The organism is Streptomyces sp. NPDC020597, from assembly GCF_044335095.1.
In the GTDB taxonomy this organism is placed as follows: domain Bacteria; phylum Actinomycetota; class Actinomycetes; order Streptomycetales; family Streptomycetaceae; genus Streptomyces.
The window spans coordinates 222,474-241,963 of the sequence record NZ_JBIRUL010000004.1; the positions used below are offsets into that span (position 1 = coordinate 222,474).

Sequence of the window (19,490 nt, forward strand, 5' to 3'; positions counted from 1 at the left end):
GGGGGGCGCATCCGCCCGGGGGGCGGGGGGGCCCCCCCCGGGGGGGGGGGGGGGCGGGGCCCCCCCCCCCCCCCCCGCCCCCGCGTCGTGCCTAGCCGTTCTTGATGCGGTTCGTCAGCTCGGTCACCTGGTTGTAGATGGAGCGTCGCTCGGCCATCAGATTGCGGATCTTGCGGTCCGCGTGCATCACGGTCGTGTGGTCGCGGCCGCCGAACAGCGCGCCGATCTTCGGCAGCGACAGGTCCGTCAGCTCGCGGCACAGGTACATGGCGATCTGCCGGGCCGTGACCAGCGCGCGCCCGCGGGAGGTGCCGCAGAGGTCCTCGATGGTGAGGCCGAAGTAGTCGGCCGTCGCACCCATGATGGCCGTCGAGGTGATCTCCGGCGCCGAGTCCTCGCCGCCGGGGATCAGGTCCTTGAGGACGATCTCCGTCAGGCCCAGGTCCACCGGCTGCCGGTTGAGCGACGCGAACGCCGTCACCCGGATCAGCGCGCCCTCCAGTTCACGGATGTTGCGGGAGATCCGCGAGGCGATGAACTCCAGCACCTCCGGCGGGGCGTTCAGCTGCTCCTGCACCGCCTTCTTGCGCAGGATCGCGATGCGCGTCTCCAGCTCCGGCGGCTGGACGTCGGTGGTCAGACCCCACTCGAAGCGGTTGCGCAGCCGGTCCTCGAGGGTCACCAGCTGCCGGGGCGGCCGGTCGCTGGAGAGCACGATCTGCTTGTTGGCGTTGTGGAGCGTGTTGAAGGTGTGGAAGAACTCCTCCTGCGTCGACTCCTTGTCCGCGAGGAACTGGATGTCGTCGACGAGCAGGATGTCCATCTCGCGGTACCGCTTGCGGAAGCTGTCGCCCTTGCCGTCCCGGATGGAGTTGATGAACTCGTTGGTGAACTCCTCCGAACTCACGTACCGCACGCGCGTGCCGGGGTAGAGGCTCCGCGCGTAGTGCCCGATGGCGTGCAGCAGGTGCGTCTTGCCGAGGCCCGACTCCCCGTAGATGAACAGGGGGTTGTAGGCCTTCGCGGGCGCCTCGGCGACAGCGACGGCGGCCGCGTGCGCGAACCGGTTGGAGGCGCCGATGACGAACGTGTCGAAGAGGTACTTCGGGTTCAGCCGGGCCGTCGGCTCGCCGGGACCGGCCGTCGCGGGTGACTGCGACGACGAGCCCCCGGCCCCGCCGCCCTGGCCGGGGCCGGCCGGGCCGCCGCGGTGCGGGTGCCCGGGACCGGCCGGCGGCTCGGACAGTTCACGCCGGCCGTGGTCGCGCTGGTCGTAGTCGGGGCGCGACGGCTCGTACTCCGTGCGGCCGCGGTCGTACGGCGGACGGTCCACAGGCTGGGGACGGTAGTCCTGGGACGGCGGACCGTAGGAGTCCTGCGAGGGCGAACCGTACGGGTCCTGGGCCGGGGCCCCGCCGTAGGAGTCGTGGGACGAGGGCGACGCGTAGGGGTCGCGCTCGGGGAAGCCGAGCCGCTGCTGCTGCCAGCCGTACTCGTCCTGCTGCGGCCGCGGCCAGGCGCCCGGCTCGGGGCGCTGGTACTCCGACGGGTAGGCGGGCCGCGCGGTGGGCAGCTGGTCCGCGCGGGAGCCCGGCTGCTGGTCGGGGCGCGTGCCGGGCAGCTGGTCGCCGGGCCCCGGGGGCAGTTGGTCGCCGCGGTGCCGGCCATAGCCCTCGTACCGGCCCTCGTACGCGGGCTGGTTCCCGGACTCGTACCGGCCCTCCTGGCCGTCCTGGCCGTCGTAGGGCCCGGCGGGAAGCTCCTGCTCGTCGTAGCGCGCGTGCTGCGGTGCGGACGGCGACGGAGGGGGCGAGGGCTCGCCGACCGAGTCGTCGACGGTGATCGCGATGCGGATCGGGCGGCCGCACTCGCGACTCAGCGTCTCGCTGACGATCGGCGCGAGGCGGCCTTCGAGGACGCTCTTGGCGAACTCGTTCGGCACGGCCAACAGGGCGGTGTCGGCGACCAGCGCGAGCGGCTGGCAGCGGCGGATCCAGCGTTCGTCCTTCACCTCGACGCCCTGGGCGCGTCCCTCCCCGAGGAGCTGCTCCAGTACTCGTGGCCACACTGCGGCAAGATCGGCAGGCACGTCAGCCACAGGGCACGCTCTCTCGTGGGTCCCACGAACGTGTGAGTGTGGGACGGTCGGGATTCATATGGGGCGGGGCAGGGACAACGGAACGAATCGGAGTTCAGCCACGGTAGTCAGGGCGGCGGGTACGGTTCAAGTTGTTGTCCCCAGGCTGTGGACAGTGTCTCCCTGTGACCACCGGTTTGACCGGATGGCGTAGCCGCGCGTACCGTAACCAGGTCGAGTTGTCGATGGCTGCTGCCGCCTGCCTCCGATGGGCACAGATCGCGTCAGGTGATCGGGAAGCGGTGCACTCGGGCGTTGACCGCGAGCTACCTCGTGGGCGCACGGTGACAGCCAGGACGGCACCCCGCCACCACCGATTGATTTCTGGAGCCCCCGAGTGAGCAAGCGCACCTTCCAGCCGAACAACCGCCGTCGTGCCAAGACCCACGGCTTCCGCCTGCGGATGCGCACCCGCGCCGGTCGCGCGATTCTCGCGAACCGCCGCAGCAAGGGTCGCGCGAACCTGTCCGCCTGAGCCTGATCAGGTCATGACGTCGTGCTGCCTACCGAGCATCGGCTGAGGCGGCGCGAGGACTTCGCGACCGCGGTACGACGAGGTCGTCGGGCCGGCCGCCCGACCCTCGTGGTCCATTTCAGAAGCGGTGCCACGGACCCGCACGCGCCTGGGGAGAGCGCTCCCCCGACGCGTGCGGGTTTCGTCGTGAGCAAGGCTGTGGGCGGTGCGGTCGTACGCAACAAGGTCAAGCGCAGACTGCGTCACCTGATGCGCGAGCGAGTCACCCGGTTTCCCCCCGGTAGCCTGGTAGTCGTACGGGCGTTGCCCGGGGCGGGCGACGCCGACCACGCACAGCTGGCCCAAGACCTGGATGCCGCCCTCGTACGGCTACTGGGAGGGGGCGCGCGATGAAGTACCCGCTGCTGGCTCTGATCAAGCTCTACCAGTGGACGATCAGTCCGCTGCTCGGGCCGGTGTGCAAGTACTACCCGTCGTGCTCCCACTACGGCTACACGGCCATCGACCGACACGGTGCGATCAAGGGAACGGCTCTCACCGCCTGGCGCATCCTGCGGTGCAATCCGTGGTCGCTCGGCGGCGTGGACCATGTTCCGCCGCGCAAGCGCCCGCGGTGGCACGAAATGCTGCGTGACGCCTGGCGTGCACGCAGGGGCGGGACCTCCGCCGCCGAAACGGCCACCGGAGCCCCGACTGCTTCGGGCCCGGCCGCAGAGACACCGTCCCATGCCCAAGGAGCATGATTAGTGGACACGATTGCCAGCCTCTTCAGCTTCATCACGACACCTGTCTCCTGGGTCATCGTCCAGTTCCACAAGGTGTACGGGTCCATCTTCGGCCCCGACACCGGGTGGGCCTGGGGCCTGTCGATCGTGTCTCTGGTGATCCTGATCCGTATCTGCCTGATCCCGCTCTTCGTGAAGCAGATCAAGTCGACGCGGGCCATGCAGACGCTCCAGCCCGAGATGAAGAAGATCCAGGAGCGCTACAAGAACGACAAACAGCGTCAGTCCGAAGAGATGATGAAGCTGTACAAGGAGACGGGCACCAACCCGCTCTCCTCGTGCCTTCCCATCCTGGCGCAGTCCCCGTTCTTCTTCGCCCTGTACCACGTGCTCAACGGCATCGCGACGGGCGACCAGATCGGCGTCATCAACGAGCAGCTGCTGGAGAGCGCCCGCAAGGCGCACATCTTCGGCGCTCCGCTGGCGGCGAAGTTCACCGACGGCGCGGCGAAGGTGGAAGCGCTCGGCGCTTCGCTGACGGACGTCCGCGTGGTCACCGCGATCATGATCGTCCTGATGTCGGCCTCGCAGTTCTTCACACAGCGCCAGCTGATGACGAAGAACGTCGACACCTCGGTGAAGACGCCGTTCATGCAGCAGCAGAAGATGCTGATGTACGTCTTCCCGGTCATGTTCGCCGTCTTCGGCATCAACTTCCCCGTCGGTGTCCTCGTCTACTGGCTGACCACCAACGTGTGGACCATGGGCCAGCAGATGTACGTCATCCGCAACAACCCGACGCCGGGTTCCAAGGCTCAGGCCGCGTACCTGGAGCGCCTGTACAAGCACGTCACGCAGCACGGCAAGACCCGTCGCCGCAGCGAGAAGGCCATCGTCAAGGCCATCGTGGCCAAGGGCCGCGACCGCAACGACGCCGAGCGCAAGTTCATCAACGGGCTGACCAAGGTGGGCTTCGCCGCCCAGGCCGACGGCAGTGTGGTCAAGAGCGAGGCCCAGGCCGCCGCTCAGGCCGAGGACAGCGCGCAGACGAGCGCGGTCGCCAAGCGTCAGCAGCCCAAGCGGCAGTCGAAGTCCCAGCGCCAGTCCACGGCCCCCAAGGCGGCCGGTGAGACCACCTCGCTGAGCAAGTCCGACGAGCCGGAGGACACCAAGCCCTCCTCGGCCGCCGGCGACGCCAAGCAGGCCACGTCCAAGCCCGGCAGCGCCGGCCGCAGCAAGGCCCAGTCCGGGCAGCGCAAGGGCGGCCCGCAGCGCCCCAAGTCCCCGTCCAAGAAGTAGAAGGAGCCCATCCCGTGACGGAAGGCACCACCTCCGCCGCCGCCGAGGGTGCAGACACCCTGACCCGCCTGGAGCAGGAGGGCGAGATCGCGGCGGACTACCTCGAGGGTCTGCTGGACATCGCCGATCTCGACGGCGACATCGACATGGACGTCGAGGCCGACCGCGCCTCAGTGTCGATCATCAGCGACGCGGGCACCCGTGACCTGCTGAAGCTGGTCGGCCGCGACGGCGAGGTGCTGGAGGCGCTGCAGGAGCTGACGCGCCTGGCCGTGCACCGGGAGACCGGCGACCGCAGCCGGCTGATGCTGGACATCGCGGGCTACCGCGCCAACAAGCGCGCCGAGCTCTCCGAGCTGGGGGCCAAGGCGGCCGCCGACGCGAAGAACAGCGGCGAGCCGGTTCGGCTGAAGCCGATGACGCCCTTCGAGCGCAAGGTCGTCCACGACGCGGTCAAGGCCGCGGGGCTGCGCAGTGAGTCCGAGGGCGAGGAGCCGCAGCGCTTCGTCGTCGTGCTGCCCAACTGATTCGGTACGTACATCACCCCGGCCCCGTCTGTTGTGCAGACGGGGCCGGTCTTTGTCAGCCTGGTAGTTCTGGTGGTCGGCGCTCGAAGCGCTGATGCGGTACGGAAGGACGGTCCCCGTGACGGAGGCAGCGGAGCTCCCCTCTGCGCCCGATGTGGCACGCGAGGTATTCGGCGATCGCTTCGATGATGCGGTCCGATACGCCGAGCTGCTGGCCGAGGCAGGCGTGCAGCGTGGGCTCATCGGCCCGCGCGAGGTGCCTCGCCTGTGGGAGAGGCACCTGCTGAACTGCGCGGTGCTCTCCGAGGTCGTGCCGGAAGGGGTGACCGTGTGCGATGTGGGCTCGGGTGCCGGGCTGCCGGGTATCCCCCTGGCGCTCGTGCGGGAGGACCTGAAGATCACCCTGCTCGAGCCGCTGCTGCGCCGTACCAACTTCCTCACCGAGGTCGTCGAGCTCCTGGGCCTGGACCATGTGACCGTCGCCCGGGGCCGCGCCGAGGAGGTCATGGGCTCGATGCCACCGGTCCATGTGGTGACCGCCCGCGCCGTGGCCCCGCTGGACCGGCTCGCCACCTGGGGCATCCCGCTGTTGCGGCCCTACGGCGAGATGCTCGCTCTCAAGGGCGACACCGCGGAGGAGGAGCTGAAGAGTGCGGCCACCGCCCTCAGCAAGCTGGGCGCGGTGGGCACCTCCATCCTGCAGGTCGGTGAGGGAGTCGTCGACCCGCTGTCGACGGTCGTGCGGGTCGAGGTCGGGGAAAGCCCAGGCGGTGTGCGGTTCGCGGCAAAGCGGGCCAAGGCGGCGCGGACCGGCCGGGCCCGGCGACGCCGCTGAGGCGTACTCCACACAAGCTGCCCGTCCTCCTCGTCGCGGAGTGTCGCAACGGTCCGGCCGCAGGCGCTGTGCATCGTGTTTCACGTGAAACGTCGCTCCCTGCTCCACGGCATCATCAGTCGCGGCCGCGCCGCAGCCGAACCCCGCGACCGCAAGCCTCTCGGTTCACTCGATAAGGTGCGCGAGTTGTCCACAGAGGCGGATTTCTCCACAGAAGACCAGGCCTCACTGGTTCACGACCCCGAAGACATGGGAGGCTCTGTTCATTGCGAGCCTGAAGTCGAGGAGAGTGAAGCCTTGCGGTCCGACGCAAACATCGCGGGACCGATGACCGATCCGGTCCCCGGTCCCCGTACCGAGTCATTCGGGGAGGATGTTTCACGTGAAACACCGCCTCCGATGGATGACACCCCGATCGGTCGTGCTGCCCAACTCGCTGTGGAGGCTCTAGGCCGCGCCGGCGAGGGCCTGCCACGCCCTGAGCAGACCCGTGTGATCGTCGTCGCCAACCAAAAGGGCGGGGTGGGCAAGACGACGACGACCGTCAACCTTGCTGCGTCCCTGGCCCTGCACGGTGGCCGTGTCCTGGTGGTCGACCTCGACCCGCAAGGCAACGCGTCCACGGCGCTGGGGATCGATCACCACGCCGAGGTACCGTCCATCTACGACGTGCTGGTGGACAGCCGCCCGCTTTCAGAGGTCGTCCAGCCCGTTCCCGATGTAGAAGGTCTCTTCTGCGCCCCGGCCACGATCGACCTGGCCGGTGCGGAGATCGAACTGGTCTCCCTGGTGGCCCGTGAGAGCCGGCTGCAGAGAGCGATTCAGGCGTACGAGCAGCCGTTGGACTACATCCTCATCGACTGCCCGCCCTCCCTCGGCCTGCTGACGGTCAACGCGCTGGTGGCCGGCGCGGAGGTGCTGATCCCGATCCAGTGCGAGTACTACGCACTGGAGGGACTGGGCCAGTTGTTGCGCAACGTCGACCTGGTGCGGGGGCACCTCAACCCCACCCTGCATGTGTCGACCATCCTGCTCACCATGTACGACGGCCGGACGCGCCTTGCGTCGCAGGTCGCCGAAGAGGTGCGCACCCATTTCGGCGAAGAGGTGCTGCGGACGAGCATTCCCCGCTCCGTCCGCATCAGCGAAGCGCCGAGCTACGGGCAGACGGTGCTGACCTACGATCCCGGATCGAGCGGCGCCCTCTCCTATCTTGAGGCAGCACGAGAGCTTGCGCTGAAGGGCGTAGGGGTCAGCTATGACGTCACGCACGCCCATATCGGCGCTCAGAACAACCCGAACATGGTGGAGGGCGTCCAGTGAGTGAGCGACGGAGGGGGTTGGGCCGTGGTCTTGGTGCGCTGATCCCTGCTGCCCCGACGGAGAAGACGCCGGCTCAGGCCGCGGTCGGCGGAGGGTCCACCTCCCCGGCGGCTGTGCCGGTGCTGACGACCGAGCGGGGGGTGGCCGCGGCGAAGGTGGCCACGCTGCCGGCTGTTTCACGTGAAACAGAGGACTCGTCCGCGAGCAGCGTCCTTGAGTCACCTGCGCCGCCCATCGGGGCGCACTTCGCCGAGATTCCCCTCGACCAGATCACGCCGAACCCGCGCCAGCCCCGTGAGGTCTTCGACGAGGATGCCCTGCATGAGCTCATCACCTCCATCCAGGAGGTCGGGCTCCTTCAGCCGGTCGTGGTGCGACAGATCGGCCCCGGGCGCTACGAGCTCATCATGGGCGAGCGGCGCTGGCGGGCCTGCCGTGAGGCCGGCCTGGAGGCGATCCCGGCGATCGTGCGAGCCACGGACGACGAGAAGCTGCTCCTGGACGCGCTCCTGGAGAACCTCCACCGCGCGCAGCTGAACCCGCTGGAAGAGGCGGCCGCTTACGATCAACTGCTCAAGGACTTCAACTGCACGCATGATCAGCTGGCGGACCGTATCGGCCGGTCCCGTCCGCAGGTCTCCAACACCCTGCGCCTGCTGAAGCTCTCGCCGGCGGTTCAGCGCCGGGTCGCGGCCGGGGTGCTGTCCGCGGGTCACGCCCGGGCGCTGCTCTCGGTCGACGACTCGGAGGAGCAGGACCGGCTGGCCCACCGCATTGTTGCCGAGGGACTCTCGGTGCGAGCGGTCGAGGAGATCGTGACCCTGATGGGCTCGCGTCCGCAGACGGCCCAGCGGGCCAAGGGGCCGCGGGCCGGTGGCCGGCTGTCGCCGGCGCTGACCGACCTCGCGACACGGCTGTCGGACCGCTTCGAAACGCGGGTGAAGGTCGACCTCGGACAGAAGAAGGGGAAGATCACCGTCGAGTTCGCCTCGATGGAGGACCTCGAGCGCATCCTCGGCACGCTTGCTCCCGGAGAGGGGCCCGTGCTGCAGAAGGGCGTCAGCGGTGGCGCAGAGGAGACGGAAGACTGAGCGGCGGCACAGCCCGGGCAGCCTCGGGCTGAGGAGCCAGTGAGCGTGAGCGAGCCGTTTCCGGTTGTCTACCGGAACACGGCTCGCTCTTTGCTTGCGGGCAGTATCGATGGTCTCGCATGGTGGATACGATGCGGAGGGGTTGTGGCGCATCCACCTGGCAGTACCTCGGACCGGGAGGCGAGGGCATGCGAACGATGAGCCGGACCGGACTGGTGAGCGCAGGACTGGGACTGGGGGCGGTCGGCGGATTCGTCGGCAGTCTGCTCAGAGAACGGGGCGCTCTGACAGCCGCTCGCGAAGCCGCGGGCGAAGGAAGCGAGGAACAGCCTTCATGGGGCGTCGGCTCGTACCGCTCACGCTGGACAACCTTCAGGACCTTCCCAGACGCTGTCGCTCGTGTGTCTTCTGGGAACTGGACCCCGTCAGGGGTGAGGCCGCGGTAAAGGCGGGGACATCCGCTCTGGAGAAGGAGTCCTGGATCTCCGCCGTCCTGTTGGACTGGGGATCATGCGGCAGGGTCGTCTATGTGGACGACGTTCCTGTGGGCTTTGTTCTCTACGCGCCGCCCGCCTACGTGCCCCGCTCGACGGCGTTTCCCACGAGTCCCGTGTCGCCGGACGCCGTGCAGTTGATGACCGCGTTCATCATGCCGGGGTACCAGGGGCAGGGGCTCGGCCGGGTGATGGTCCAGACGGTCGCCAAGGATCTGCTGCGACGGGGCTTCAAGGCGATCGAGGCATTCGGCGACGCCCACTGGTCGGGGCCGGCCTGTGTGCTTCCTGCCGATCATCTGCTGGCGGTGGGCTTCAAGACGATGCGCTCTCATCCCGCACATCCCCGCCTGCGGCTGGAGCTGAGGACGACCCTCTCCTGGAAGGAAGACGTGGAGATGGCGCTCGACCGTCTGCTGGGGGCGGTCCAGAAGGAGCCCGCACTACGGCCTCTGTAGAGGGGCTCCGCGAGGCCTGGCGTTCGGCGAGCTCATGTTTCACGTGAAACGTGTGTGGGCCGACCCGAAGGGCCGGCCCACACACGTTCGTCGTGTAGCTGCGCGATGCCGCACGCGCGGTGCGTCACTCGGAGATGAAGGTCTCCAGGTCGCGTACGAGCGCGGCCTTCGGCTTGGCGCCGACGATGGTCTTGGCGACCTCGCCGCCCTGGTACACGTTCAGCGTCGGGATCGACATGACGCCGTACTTGGCAGCCGTGGCCGGGTTCTCGTCGATGTTGAGCTTGACGATCTCGATCTTCTCGCCGTGCTCTGCGGCGATCGCCTCGAGGGAAGGAGCGATCTGGCGGCACGGACCGCACCACTCGGCCCAGAAGTCCACCAGGACGGGCTTGTCGCTCTTGAGGACGACCTCTTCGAAGTCGGCGTCGGTCACATTCTTCAGGGTGCCGGCCACAGGGGGCTCCTTAATTCTCTGTGCGGTGGGGCGGGGAGGGGGTCAGACGGTGGTCTTCTCGGGCTCGGCCTGCTCCTCGTCGGCGAGAGCGGCGAGGTAGCGCTCAGCGTCGAGAGCGGAGGAACAGCCGGTGCCGGCTGCGGTGATCGCCTGGCGGTAGGTGTGGTCCACGACGTCGCCGGCGGCGAAGACACCGGTCAGGTTGGTGCGGGTGGACGGGGCGGCGACCTTCAGGTAGCCCTCCTCGTCGAGGTCGAGCTGACCCTTGAAGAGCTCGGTGCGCGGGTCGTGGCCGATGGCGATGAACAGACCGGTCACCGCCAGGTCCGACAGCTCGCCGGTCTTGAGGTTGCGCAGCTTCAGCCCGGCAAGCTTCGGATCGCCGTGGATCTCCGCGACCTCGCTGTCCCAGATGAACTTGATCTTCGGGTCAGCGAAGGCACGCTCCTGCATCGCCTTGGAGGCGCGCAGGGTGTCCCGGCGGTGGACGATCGTCACCGACTTGGCGAAGCGCGAGAGGAAGGTCGCCTCCTCCATCGCGGTGTCGCCGCCGCCGATCACGGCGATGTCCTGGTCCTTGAAGAAGAAGCCGTCACAGGTGGCACACCAGGAGACACCGCGGCCGGACAGGGCGTCCTCGTTCGGCAGGCCGAGCTTGCGGTGCTGGGACCCGGTGGTCACGATGACGGCCTTGGCGCGGTGGATCGTGCCGGCGGTGTCCGTGACGGTCTTGATCTCACCGGTGAGGTCCACGGAGACGATGTCGTCGGGGATCAGCTCGGCACCGAAGCGCTCGGCCTGGGCGCGCATGTTGTCCATGAGCTCGGGGCCCATGATGCCGTCCTGGAAGCCGGGGAAGTTCTCGACCTCGGTGGTGTTCATCAGAGCACCGCCCGCGGTGACGGCACCTTCGAACACCAGCGGCTTCAGCGACGCGCGCGCGGTGTACAGCGCGGCGGTGTAGCCGGCGGGACCGGAGCCGATGATGATCACGTTACGGACGTCGCTCACGGCTGGATTCCTCGTCTCTGGGGACTGCATCGGTCGAGCGGTGGGAGCCACTTGGACTCTCACCCCACCCAACGGATCCTAAGGGGCGCGCATTCCCGCTGTGTCCGGGCACACGGAGGGACGAGACCGCAGGGAACGCCGGCGCAGAGACGATGCAGGACAGCGGGTGTCGGCAGCGCGGAAAACTTCGTGTCAGCGACGGGGGTAAGAGGTCGTCAGGAGAACGTCGGCCGGACTCGCCGACGGGTGGGTCACACAGGCCTTGTCCACGATGTAGGCGTCGACCCGTGTGCTGTCCGCTGTGTCGGGGAGCACGACGAGCAGAGCTGCCGTCCCTTGATACGTGCCCTCTTCGGTGGCGAGAGCCGCGTCGCTGCGTCCGATTCCCTGCTGCACGCACGACGGAACCGTGGGCTGTCGCAGGACCCGCGGCGATCCGTTGCCGGTCTCGCCGCCGGTCTCTCCGTGGATGCCCATGCTCTGCGGGGTCCTGGAGCCGCCGGCCTTGGACAGGAGCGCGGCGACCCGGCCCTCGAGCTTGCTCGTGGAGAAGGTGTCCGGCGGGGCGGACTGATGTGCCAAGGTGCCCGGGCTCCCCGCGTCCGTGAGGGACGACACCAGGACCGAGCCGAGTCCCAGCGCCGCCGCGGTGAAGACCGCGCCGAGGACGACTACCTGACGACGACCGAGCCGCTTGCGGTTGGCGCGGCCCTCCCGGCCCGTGTGGGGTTTGCGGCCCGGCCCCGTGGTGGCGCTGCGGGCATGCCCCGGGGGGCGGCCTGACGCCGCCGCTGTTTCACGTGAAACAGCGGCCGCTTCCGCGTCGGTGGTGAGGGACGCGGATGCCTCGTGGACATCGTCCTCACCGGGGGGCGCGACGCTCGGCAGAGCCTCGGCGGCGAGGGCGGCGTCGATACGGCGGGCGACGTCGTCGGGCATCCGCGGCGGTTCGGACTGAGCGCCGAGGAGGCTTCGAATCTCCTCCAGCGAAGCATGGACGTCCGCGCACAGGGTGCAGGTGTCCAGGTGCCGGCGGACCACGGCGCTCCGGGCGGGATCGAGCAGGCCCTCGGTGAGGTCGGAGATCTCTGCGACATCCGGGTGTCCGGTCGTGTCCGTCGTCGATGTCACGCCCGCCCACCTCCGCCCTTCACAGCAGCTGAATCGCCTGTCCCGGCGCTGTCCGGACCCTCCACGTGAGGTTCCGCTGCCGGTGGGACGGATGTCCCCTGCGCCCGGTTCCGTCCTGGAGCGCCTTCTCTTCCGCCGGCCTCGGGATTCCCCTCGGTGTCACCGCCGTCCGGTCGTAGATGGGTGAGCAGGGGCAGGAGTCTTGCTCTGCCACGGGCGCAGCGGCTTTTGACCGTGCCGGTCGGCACGTCGAGCACGCGAGCGGCCTCGGCGACGGGGTAGCCCTGCATGTCCACGAGGACCAGTGCGGCCCGCTGATCGGGCGGGAGGGTGCCGAGCGCTTCGATGAGCTGGCGGTGCACGTCGTTGCGTTCCACGGGGGCGGACGCGGACTCGTGCGGCTCCAGCAACTGCTCCAGCCGCTCGGCGTCGTCGACCGGTGACGTCTTGCGGGAGGCCGCCTTGCGGGCGCGGTCCAGACAGGCGTTGACCGTGATGCGGTGCAGCCACGTCGTGACGGCGGACTGGCCGCGGAAGGTGTGGGCGGCCCGGTAGGCGGACACCAGGGCGTCCTGGACGGCGTCAGCGGCTTCCTCGCGGTCTCCCAGCGTGCGCAGGGCCACCGCCCAGAGGCGGTCACGATGTCGCCGTACGAGCTCACCGAAGGCGTCGGGATCGCCTTCGACGTGGCGGGCGAGGAGGTCCGTATCGCTCACCGCGTCGTGTGCGGCGCCGTTCGCCATGGGCCTCCTCCCCCTCCGGTGAGACGTCAGCCCGTGAACTTCACGTCGGTGATGGCCTGCTTGTAGCCGGCGCCGGTCCATTCGTCGCCGGCGTTCTTGGGCGCGGCGGTGATCCAGACGAGAACGTACCGCGTCTTCACCGCCGTCTTGGCGGAAATCTTCAGTTCCCGTCCGGACGTCCGGGCGTCCGCGATCTTCTTCATCGACGTGAGAGGCGCCGACGACGAGAGCGAGTCGGCCGCGTACAGGCCGGCGGCGGTGTAGTCGCCGCCGTAGAGAAGCCCTATCGAGACCCCCGAGACCTCCTTCTCCGAGCCGAGGTCGTAGACGATGCCCACGCCCTTCTTGTACGGCGCGAGCACGGGCCCGGCGTCGAACGAGCGCGACCGCCAGTACGTCGAGCTGTCTCCGTCGTAGGTGAGCTTCGCGTCGTTGGCGTGCTGCGGGGTGCCGTCCGGGTAGTACTCGGCGGCGTCGTGGATCTTGAGCACGCTGACCGGCTTGGGCGCCGCGCTGTTCTTGTCGCCCTCGTCCGTCGTCTGCGTCTGGTTGGTGTCGTCGGGCTTGCTCCGGTCCATCAGGGCGTCCGCGAGCTGCCAGCTGCCCAGTCCGAGTGCGGCGATGAGGAGGGCGGAGACCGCCCACTTCAGGGCCTTGCCGGTGCGGCTCTGCAGCGGAGGCGGCGGCACCGGCACACGCTGTGTGGCGGCCGGGTGCGGCGCGGGGCGGCCGTAGGTGCCCTGCTGGTAGGTCGTGCGCTGGTACTCGGGCGGGGCGGTGAAGGCCGGCTCCGGCGGGCGGATGCGGGGCATCTCGCCGATCGCCTTCACCAGTTCCTCCGGCGTGGTGCAGGCGGCCTCATGCCGGGAGGCGGTCGCGCCGTCGTTCACCAGCGCGCGCATGGACAGCTCCGACAGCCCGCGGTGGACGCCGGCACGCACCTGGTCGGGTGCGATCAGCCCGACGTCCTTGGGTAGGCCGGACAGCCCGTAGGCGTCGTTCTCGTAGGGCCAGCGCTGGGTGAGCGCCGCATAGAGCAGGGCGCCGATCGCCTCGGTGTCGGTGCGCTGAGGGGTATCGGTGGAGACGCCGCGCAGGGCGGCGTTCACGGCGAGGCCGCGGATGCGCCACTGTCCTGAGGAGGTGCGCAGCACGGCGTTGGGGTTCAGCCGCAGGTGCGACAGTCCTTCGCGATGCGCCGCGGCCATCGCGGAGGCGATCTGACTGACCATCTGGTAGGCGTCGTGCGGCTCCAGCGGACCGGCCGCGAGCAACGCGGTCAGTTCGGTGGCGTCGGGCAGCCACTCGTGGACGACGTAGACGAGGTCGTTCTCCTCGACGGCGTCCAGCACCTGGACGAAGCGGGGATCGCCCAGCAGGGCGGAGGATCGGGCCGCGGCCAGCACCGAACGGGCCCGTGAGTGGTCCGCGGGCAGGATGTGGACGCCCACGGCCCGGCGCAGTTTCTCGTCGACCGCACGCCAACTGCTGAAGCCGTCCAGACGGGTGACGCACTCTTCGAGGCGGTAGCGTCTGGCGAGCTTGTGACCGCTGTGCAGTTCCGGCGGTGAGGCCTTTCCGGGATGTTCCGTCCCGCCGCTCCCTTGTGCCTCGTCGCTGTCCGTGTCCTGCTCCCGGTTCTTGACCACCCCGTCGGCCGTGGACTGGTCCGCTTGTGCGGTCAGCGGCTCGTCACCGCTGTTGTCTGCCACGTCGACGGCAGCTGTGCTCCGTTCCGCCACCGTCGTTCCTGCCTCCCCATCCATTGCGCGCCGTCCGACCTCGTGCGCGCCGTCCGACGCCGAACCCAATTGTGCCCACAGTCCGCCGCTATGCACGACACGCGGCGGCGGACGATGGTTGTGCGCCTACCCCTTGTCTCAGCGACCCAGGCGTCCGCGCACCATACCGACGAGCGAGTTGAGCTCCTCGATGCGCATGCGGCGGGCGGCGACGAAGAAGACACCGAGCAGCAGTGCCCCGCCGGCCAGCAGCGCGGCGAACGAGCCCAGGACGCCCTGGCCGAGACTGTGGCCGATGCCGTAGCAGGCCGCGCCGCTGATCAGGGCGGCCGGCACGGAGGCGATGCACAGACGGGCATAGGTGCGCAGGACGTGGGAGCCGTCGAGGTCGCCGCCCAGCCGCTTGCGCAGCCGGTTCCAGGCGACGCCGACGCCGATCGCGTACGCCAGGCCGTAGGAGGCCGCCATGCCGACCACCGCCCAGCGGGTGGGGAGGACGAAGTAGCAGACCAGAGAGGCGCTCGCGTTGACCGCGGCCACGATGACCGTGTTGTAGAAGGGGGTGCGGGTGTCCTCGTAGGCGTAGAACGCGCGCAGGACGACGTACTGCACGGAGTAGGGGATCAGGCCGAGGCCGAAGGCCATCAGCATGAAGCCCATGTTCGTGGCCGCGCCCGTGCCCGAGGAGCCGAAGATCAGCGTGCACATCGGGATGCCGAGCGCGAGGAAGCCGAAGGCGATCGGCACGATCGCGACCGCGGTGGTGCGCAGGCCCTGCGAGATGTCGTCGCGGACCGCGCCACCGTCGTCCTCGGCCGCCGAACGGGAGATGCGGGGCAGCAGCGCGGCCATCAGGGAGACCGTGATGATGGCCTGCGGCAGGCCCCAGATGAGCTGGGCGTTGGCGTAGGCCGCGAAGCCGGTGCCGTCGATGTGCGAGGCCTTGCCCGCCGACGTGGACAGCTGGGTGACGACGAGCGCGCCGGCCTGGTTGGCCAGGACGAACAGCACGGTCCACTTGGCGAGGGTCGCCGCCTTGCCGAGGCCGTGGCCCTTCCAGTCGAAGCGCAGCCGCAGCCGGAACCCGGTCTCGCGCAGGTACGGGATCATCGCGAGGGCCTGGACGACCAGACCGAGCAGGACGCCGACGCCGAGCAGCCGCTCGGCCTCCGGCGGGATCGTCGTGACCTTCATCCCCGAGTCCGCGGAGGTGCCGTAGACCCAGATGAACATGCCCAGCGTCACGATGATGACGATGTTGTTGAGGACCGGCGTCCACATCATCGCGCCGAACTTCCCGCGCGCGTTGAGGATCTGACCCATCACCACGTGGACGCCCATGAAGAAGATCGAGGGCAGGAAGTAGCGGACGAAGGTGACGCCCACCTCGTTGGCCGCCGGTTCGCCGGCCACCGAGTCGGACAGCAGACGGATCAGGACGGGCGCGGCGGCGATCGCGGCGACGGTGAGCACGCCGAGCGCCACCATGACCAGCGTGAGCAGGCGGTTGGCGAAGGCCTCGCCGCCGTCCTCGTCCTCCTTCATGGCGCGCACGAGCTGCGGCACGAAGACGGAGTTGAGGCCGCCGCCGACGGTCAGGATGTAGATCATCGTGGGCAGCTGGTAGGCGACCTGGAAGGTGTCGCCGAGGAGGCCGACGCCCAGCGCCGAGACGATCAGCGCGGACCGGACGAAGCCGGTGAGGCGGGAGACCATCGTGCCCGCCGCCATGACGGCGCTGGACTTCAGCAGACCCGCGGCTCGTCCGCCCTTCTTCGGGGCGGCCGGGGCGTCGGGCACGGGAGCCGCGTCCGGCGTGGCGGTGAGGTTCATCGTCTGGTCCACCGCGGGGGACGGGGATGCCGGTCCCTGGCGGCGGGCAGCCGCCGCCGGTCCGCCGGGAGCCTGTGCCGGGCCCGGCACGGCCGGCGGCTCCGCCGAGCCGGCCTGCTGCGGGTGACCGCTCTGCTGCTGGTCCCGGAAGAGGTGGGCGAACGCGTCGGGCTGGTGCTGCTGCTCGCCGGAGTGCGTCACCAGGTCGTCGACGCCGACGAACCGGGTGGTGCGAGGGTCGTCGCCGTACGGCAGGTACTGGGTGGGACCCTCCGGCTCGGGCGCCGGCGTCCGGGCCCACATACGCGGGTCGGGGGCGTACGGGGACTGCTCAGGCGTGCCGTACAGCGGCTGCGGCGGCTGGTGGGAGCCCGGCGGCGGCGGGGGGTGCGCGGCACGGTCGTACAGCGCCTCGGCGACCGGGTCCTGTGCGGTGAGGTCCTGGGACCGGTAGGGATCCTGGTCGTAGGCGTCCTGGAGGTACATGTCCGCGGGGTGCTGCGGCGGCACCTGCCCGTTCTCGGGCGGCATGCCCTCGGGAGGGCCCGAGCCGCCCGCGGCCTGGCCGCGGTCACCCTCGTACGGCGCGTTCATGGTTACCCCACCTCATCGTCCCGGGCCCACCGGCCACGACATCCTCAACGGTCCACTCTCTCACCCGTGCCGGACGGGTCCGCGCTTTCCGCTGCGGTGTCCGGCGTCCCGTCACTCGCCTGCTGCGGGCCGTCCGCCCCGGTCGGGACCCCGGACTCCTCCCCGGCGTGCTCCAGGGAATCCTCGGGCTTCTCCGGGCCTGCGGAGGGCTCGTCCGCTGCGTCGGGCCCGGCCTCCTCGCTCTCCCGGGAGGCGTCCGGCTCTTCGGTCTCCCGGGCCGCTGCGCGTTTGCGGTGGGTGTACATGCGGAAGCCCGCCAGCACCAGGAGCAGGACGCCGCCGCCGATGACCAGCATCACCGTGGCCGTGATCTCGGTGACCTTCACTTCGAAGGCGACCGCGGTGCCGTACTTCTGGCCGTCCTCGGTGTACAGCTGCGCGATCACCCGTGTCTGGCCGTTGACGTTGGCGGACGTGGGGAACTTCACGGTCGACGTGTGTCCGCCGGAGACGGTGACCCGCTGCTCGGAGAAGTCGTCGCCGTCGATCTCCAGACGGGTCGGGTTGGTCGACGTGAGCCGAAGGATCAGGTGGTCGACGCCCTGCACCAGGTTGTTCTGCACGGTCACCGGGATCGTGGCGCTGCGCCCGGAGAGCTTCGTGTCCGACTTGTCGATCAGCTTGACCTGGCCGGTGAGGGTGTCGAGGTACTCCCGCACGCCCTGCCGGAAGGCGCTCGCTTCGGTGCTGCGGCCTCGCCAGGACGTGGACATCTCGCGGTTTATGGCCCGCCCGAAGGGGGTCACCACCCGGGCTTCCCGGGCGAGGATCACCTTGAAATTGTCGAGTTCTTCCTGGGTCTCGGCCATCTCCTCGAAGGCCGACCGGGGCAGCTGCTGCTTGCGCAGCGCGGCGGGATACGCCTTCTTCGACGGCACCGTGGTGCTGGCGCGCGGATCCGGCTTGGCCTTGGCGGCCGCCGTGAGCGGCTGGGACTGCGACCAGGTTGCGGTCTGGAGCGTGGTGACGGCCTGGGCGAGCGCCCTGGCCTGGGCGGCGGTCTGCATCCGCTGAGGGGCGACGACGATGCTGCGCTGCTTGTCCGTCTGCAGGTTCAGCTCGAGGCTCTGGGCGAGGAACCGCTGTACGGCGAGCGTCGCCGCGGAGGCCCTGGTCAGATCCCCCTGGAACGCCGTCGACAGCCGTGCGTCCGCCACCACGGCCGTGATGCCGCCGCCGATCGGCCGGGCCGCGGACGGCGTGTACGAGAGGTCGCCGTCCGTCAGGCTGTCGCTGCGCGCGATCACCTTGTCGGCGCCGGCGGAGGTGGCGACCTTCACGATCGAGGGGTCGACGGCGCCTTCCACCGGCCAGGCGTAGTCGGTGCTCGGGGTCACGTGGAGCACCGTCTCCACCGTGGTGGCGGCGACGTCCGTGGCGGCCTTGAGCTGGCTCAGCGAGCCGGTGACGCCGGTGCCGTTGTGCGCGAGCGAGGCCAGATCGGGGTCGGCGAAGGGCAGCGCCACGACTTCCTTGCCGGTGACCGCGCTCTGCAGATCGGCGAGCCACTGCTTGGCGACCGCCTGACGGGTGCCGGCCGTGGTGGTGTCGCCCTCGCCGCGGATCCGGTAGCTGCCGGTCATGGCGTCGACGGACGCCAGCAGGTCCGGGTCGATCACCCAGGTGACGTCGAGTTCCCTGCCGAGGCTCAGGAGCTGGTCGAGGCGGCCGCCGGGCGAGATCTCCCGGGCCAGGTCGTCGTTGAGGAAGACAGGCGTCTGCTGGGCGTTCGAGCCGGTCTCCGCCGTCATGTGGACGCTGGAGGTCAGCGGCCACAGCACGGTCGTCCGGGTGCGGGTGTCCGCGGTGTCGGGCTGCCACGGCAGGAAGGTCCGCTGCACGCCCAGCACCTGCTCCCACTGCCTGGCCGGCGTCTCGCCGGAGAGGGTGACGCTCAGTGGGTAGACGCCGTCCTTATCGAGGTCGAGCTTGTCGACCGGGACGGCGATGGTGAAGTGCTCCGCGACACCCGGCGTGAGCCTGGCGAACGCGGCGACGTACTTGCCGCCCACCTCGGCGCCGTCCGCGGGGAGGGCGTCCGCGCGGTCGGCGGCACTGTCGATCGCCGAGCGGGTGGTGAGCGGTGAGCCCACGCTCAGGCCCACGTGGGCGTCGGTCACCGCCTGCTTGCCGTTGTTGGTGACCGTGCCGGAGACGGTCACCGTGTCCCCTTCGCCGGGAACGGCGGGGGTGAGCGAGTCGACGGCGACGGCCACGGTTCCCGCGTCGGAGGAGTCCTTGGCGGCGGAGTGGCCGGCGGCCTGCGCGGGCAGCTGAAGGAGACCGGCCAGCAAGGGCGCCCCGGCGAGCAGTGCGCCGGTGCGCCGCAGCCACCGGCGGGCAGGTGAGGGGTGCATCCCCGGGAAGTCTGCCGCCTCGGCCACGCGTTCGCCCGTCCTCGTCGTCGTCAGTGGTCGTCGGAATGTGCGTCCACGCATGGTAACGATGCGCGCTGAGGGGAAGTGCCGCGGACTGCGCCACAAGATCGTGAAGGAACGGTGGCCCCGTCCGCTGTGTACCGTTATGCAGCCGGACGTTCTCCCAGGGGCTTATGG

Annotated in this window: 17 protein-coding genes; 9 read left to right on the forward strand and 8 right to left on the reverse strand. The window is 69.7% G+C overall.

From position 1 onward, the window contains the following. Positions 1-91 precede the first annotated feature (91 nt). Positions 92-2,098 (reverse strand): chromosomal replication initiator protein DnaA, encoded by a 2,007-nt coding sequence (gene dnaA, locus ACH4ZA_RS09595; RefSeq protein WP_319276853.1) that lies wholly within the window; start codon positions 2,096-2,098, stop codon positions 92-94. A gap of 376 nt (positions 2,099-2,474) precedes the next feature. Here dnaA and rpmH point away from each other — a divergent pair, with 376 nt between their 5' ends. The 9 genes from rpmH (at position 2,475) to ACH4ZA_RS09640 (ending at position 9,364) form a co-directional block, all read left to right on the forward strand. After that, complete coding sequence (gene rpmH / locus ACH4ZA_RS09600) at positions 2,475-2,612, forward strand: 50S ribosomal protein L34 (protein WP_018846094.1); 138 nt, start codon at positions 2,475-2,477, stop codon at positions 2,610-2,612. Positions 2,613-2,633: 21 nt separating this feature from the next. Beyond that, the gene (gene rnpA, locus ACH4ZA_RS09605) at positions 2,634-3,005 is read left to right on the forward strand and encodes a ribonuclease P protein component (protein WP_079041073.1); all 372 of its coding nucleotides are present in this window, start codon (positions 2,634-2,636) and stop codon (positions 3,003-3,005) included. Beyond that, a complete protein-coding gene (yidD, locus tag ACH4ZA_RS09610) occupies positions 3,002-3,355 on the forward strand; it encodes a membrane protein insertion efficiency factor YidD (protein ID WP_319276855.1) in 354 nt (117 codons plus the stop codon). Before rnpA ends, yidD begins: the two co-directional genes overlap by 4 nt. Before the next feature lie 3 nt (positions 3,356-3,358). After that, positions 3,359-4,636: a membrane protein insertase YidC gene (gene yidC, locus ACH4ZA_RS09615; RefSeq protein ID WP_319276858.1), complete on the forward strand. Its 1,278-nt coding sequence runs from the start codon at positions 3,359-3,361 to the stop codon at positions 4,634-4,636. Positions 4,637-4,650: 14 nt separating this feature from the next. Further along, entirely contained in the window at positions 4,651-5,163 is a 513-nt protein-coding gene (locus tag ACH4ZA_RS09620) for a R3H domain-containing nucleic acid-binding protein (protein ID WP_319276861.1), read from the forward strand. A gap of 118 nt (positions 5,164-5,281) precedes the next feature. Beyond that, entirely contained in the window at positions 5,282-5,998 is a 717-nt protein-coding gene (gene rsmG / locus ACH4ZA_RS09625) for a 16S rRNA (guanine(527)-N(7))-methyltransferase RsmG (protein ID WP_319276863.1), read from the forward strand. 249 nt (positions 5,999-6,247) lie between these two features. Then, a complete protein-coding gene (locus tag ACH4ZA_RS09630; RefSeq protein WP_398428890.1) occupies positions 6,248-7,321 on the forward strand; it encodes an AAA family ATPase in 1,074 nt (357 codons plus the stop codon). Then, entirely contained in the window at positions 7,318-8,412 is a 1,095-nt protein-coding gene (locus tag ACH4ZA_RS09635) for a ParB/RepB/Spo0J family partition protein (RefSeq protein WP_319276866.1), read from the forward strand. Before ACH4ZA_RS09630 ends, ACH4ZA_RS09635 begins: the two co-directional genes overlap by 4 nt. A gap of 334 nt (positions 8,413-8,746) precedes the next feature. Continuing rightward, the gene (locus ACH4ZA_RS09640) at positions 8,747-9,364 is read left to right on the forward strand and encodes a GNAT family N-acetyltransferase (protein ID WP_319276869.1); all 618 of its coding nucleotides are present in this window, start codon (positions 8,747-8,749) and stop codon (positions 9,362-9,364) included. 124 nt (positions 9,365-9,488) lie between these two features. Here ACH4ZA_RS09640 and trxA read toward each other — a convergent pair whose 3' ends face one another. From trxA to ACH4ZA_RS09675, 7 genes are all read right to left on the reverse strand, one after another. Continuing rightward, positions 9,489-9,821, reverse strand: a complete 333-nt coding sequence (gene trxA / locus ACH4ZA_RS09645) for a thioredoxin (RefSeq protein WP_057576621.1) — start codon at positions 9,819-9,821, stop codon at positions 9,489-9,491. A 42-nt stretch (positions 9,822-9,863) separates the two neighbouring features. Beyond that, positions 9,864-10,832 (reverse strand): thioredoxin-disulfide reductase, encoded by a 969-nt coding sequence (gene trxB, locus ACH4ZA_RS09650; RefSeq protein ID WP_306950472.1) that lies wholly within the window; start codon positions 10,830-10,832, stop codon positions 9,864-9,866. Positions 10,833-11,024: 192 nt separating this feature from the next. Further along, positions 11,025-11,963: a hypothetical protein gene (locus ACH4ZA_RS09655; protein WP_319276873.1), complete on the reverse strand. Its 939-nt coding sequence runs from the start codon at positions 11,961-11,963 to the stop codon at positions 11,025-11,027. Continuing rightward, on the reverse strand, positions 11,960-12,706 hold the full coding sequence (gene sigM, locus ACH4ZA_RS09660; protein ID WP_319276875.1) for an RNA polymerase sigma factor SigM: 747 nt from the start codon (positions 12,704-12,706) through the stop codon (positions 11,960-11,962). The genes ACH4ZA_RS09655 and sigM overlap by 4 nt, the downstream gene beginning before the upstream one ends. A gap of 26 nt (positions 12,707-12,732) precedes the next feature. After that, positions 12,733-14,448 carry a serine/threonine protein kinase gene (locus ACH4ZA_RS09665; RefSeq protein ID WP_398428730.1) on the reverse strand — a complete coding sequence of 572 codons (1,716 nt, stop codon included), beginning with the start codon at positions 14,446-14,448 and terminating at the stop codon, positions 12,733-12,735. A 138-nt stretch (positions 14,449-14,586) separates the two neighbouring features. Continuing rightward, positions 14,587-16,875: a murein biosynthesis integral membrane protein MurJ gene (murJ, locus tag ACH4ZA_RS09670; RefSeq protein WP_398428731.1), complete on the reverse strand. Its 2,289-nt coding sequence runs from the start codon at positions 16,873-16,875 to the stop codon at positions 14,587-14,589. Between the two features lie 44 nt (positions 16,876-16,919). Next, the gene (locus ACH4ZA_RS09675; RefSeq protein WP_398428733.1) at positions 16,920-19,319 is read right to left on the reverse strand and encodes a DUF6049 family protein; all 2,400 of its coding nucleotides are present in this window, start codon (positions 19,317-19,319) and stop codon (positions 16,920-16,922) included. Positions 19,320-19,490: the final 171 nt, after the last annotated feature.

Excerpts from the sequence above, each read along its gene's own strand:
- ACH4ZA_RS09630 (WP_398428890.1), top strand. The coding sequence starts at position 6,248 with ATGGGAGGCTCTGTTCATTGCGAGCCTGAAGTCGAGGAGAGTGAAGCC.
- sigM (WP_319276875.1), bottom strand. The coding sequence starts at position 12,706 with ATGGCGAACGGCGCCGCACACGACGCGGTGAGCGATACGGACCTCCTC.
- yidD (WP_319276855.1), top strand. The coding sequence starts at position 3,002 with ATGAAGTACCCGCTGCTGGCTCTGATCAAGCTCTACCAGTGGACGATC.
- ACH4ZA_RS09640 (WP_319276869.1), top strand. The coding sequence starts at position 8,747 with ATGGGGCGTCGGCTCGTACCGCTCACGCTGGACAACCTTCAGGACCTT.
- murJ (WP_398428731.1), bottom strand. The coding sequence starts at position 16,875 with ATGAACGCGCCGTACGAGGGTGACCGCGGCCAGGCCGCGGGCGGCTCG.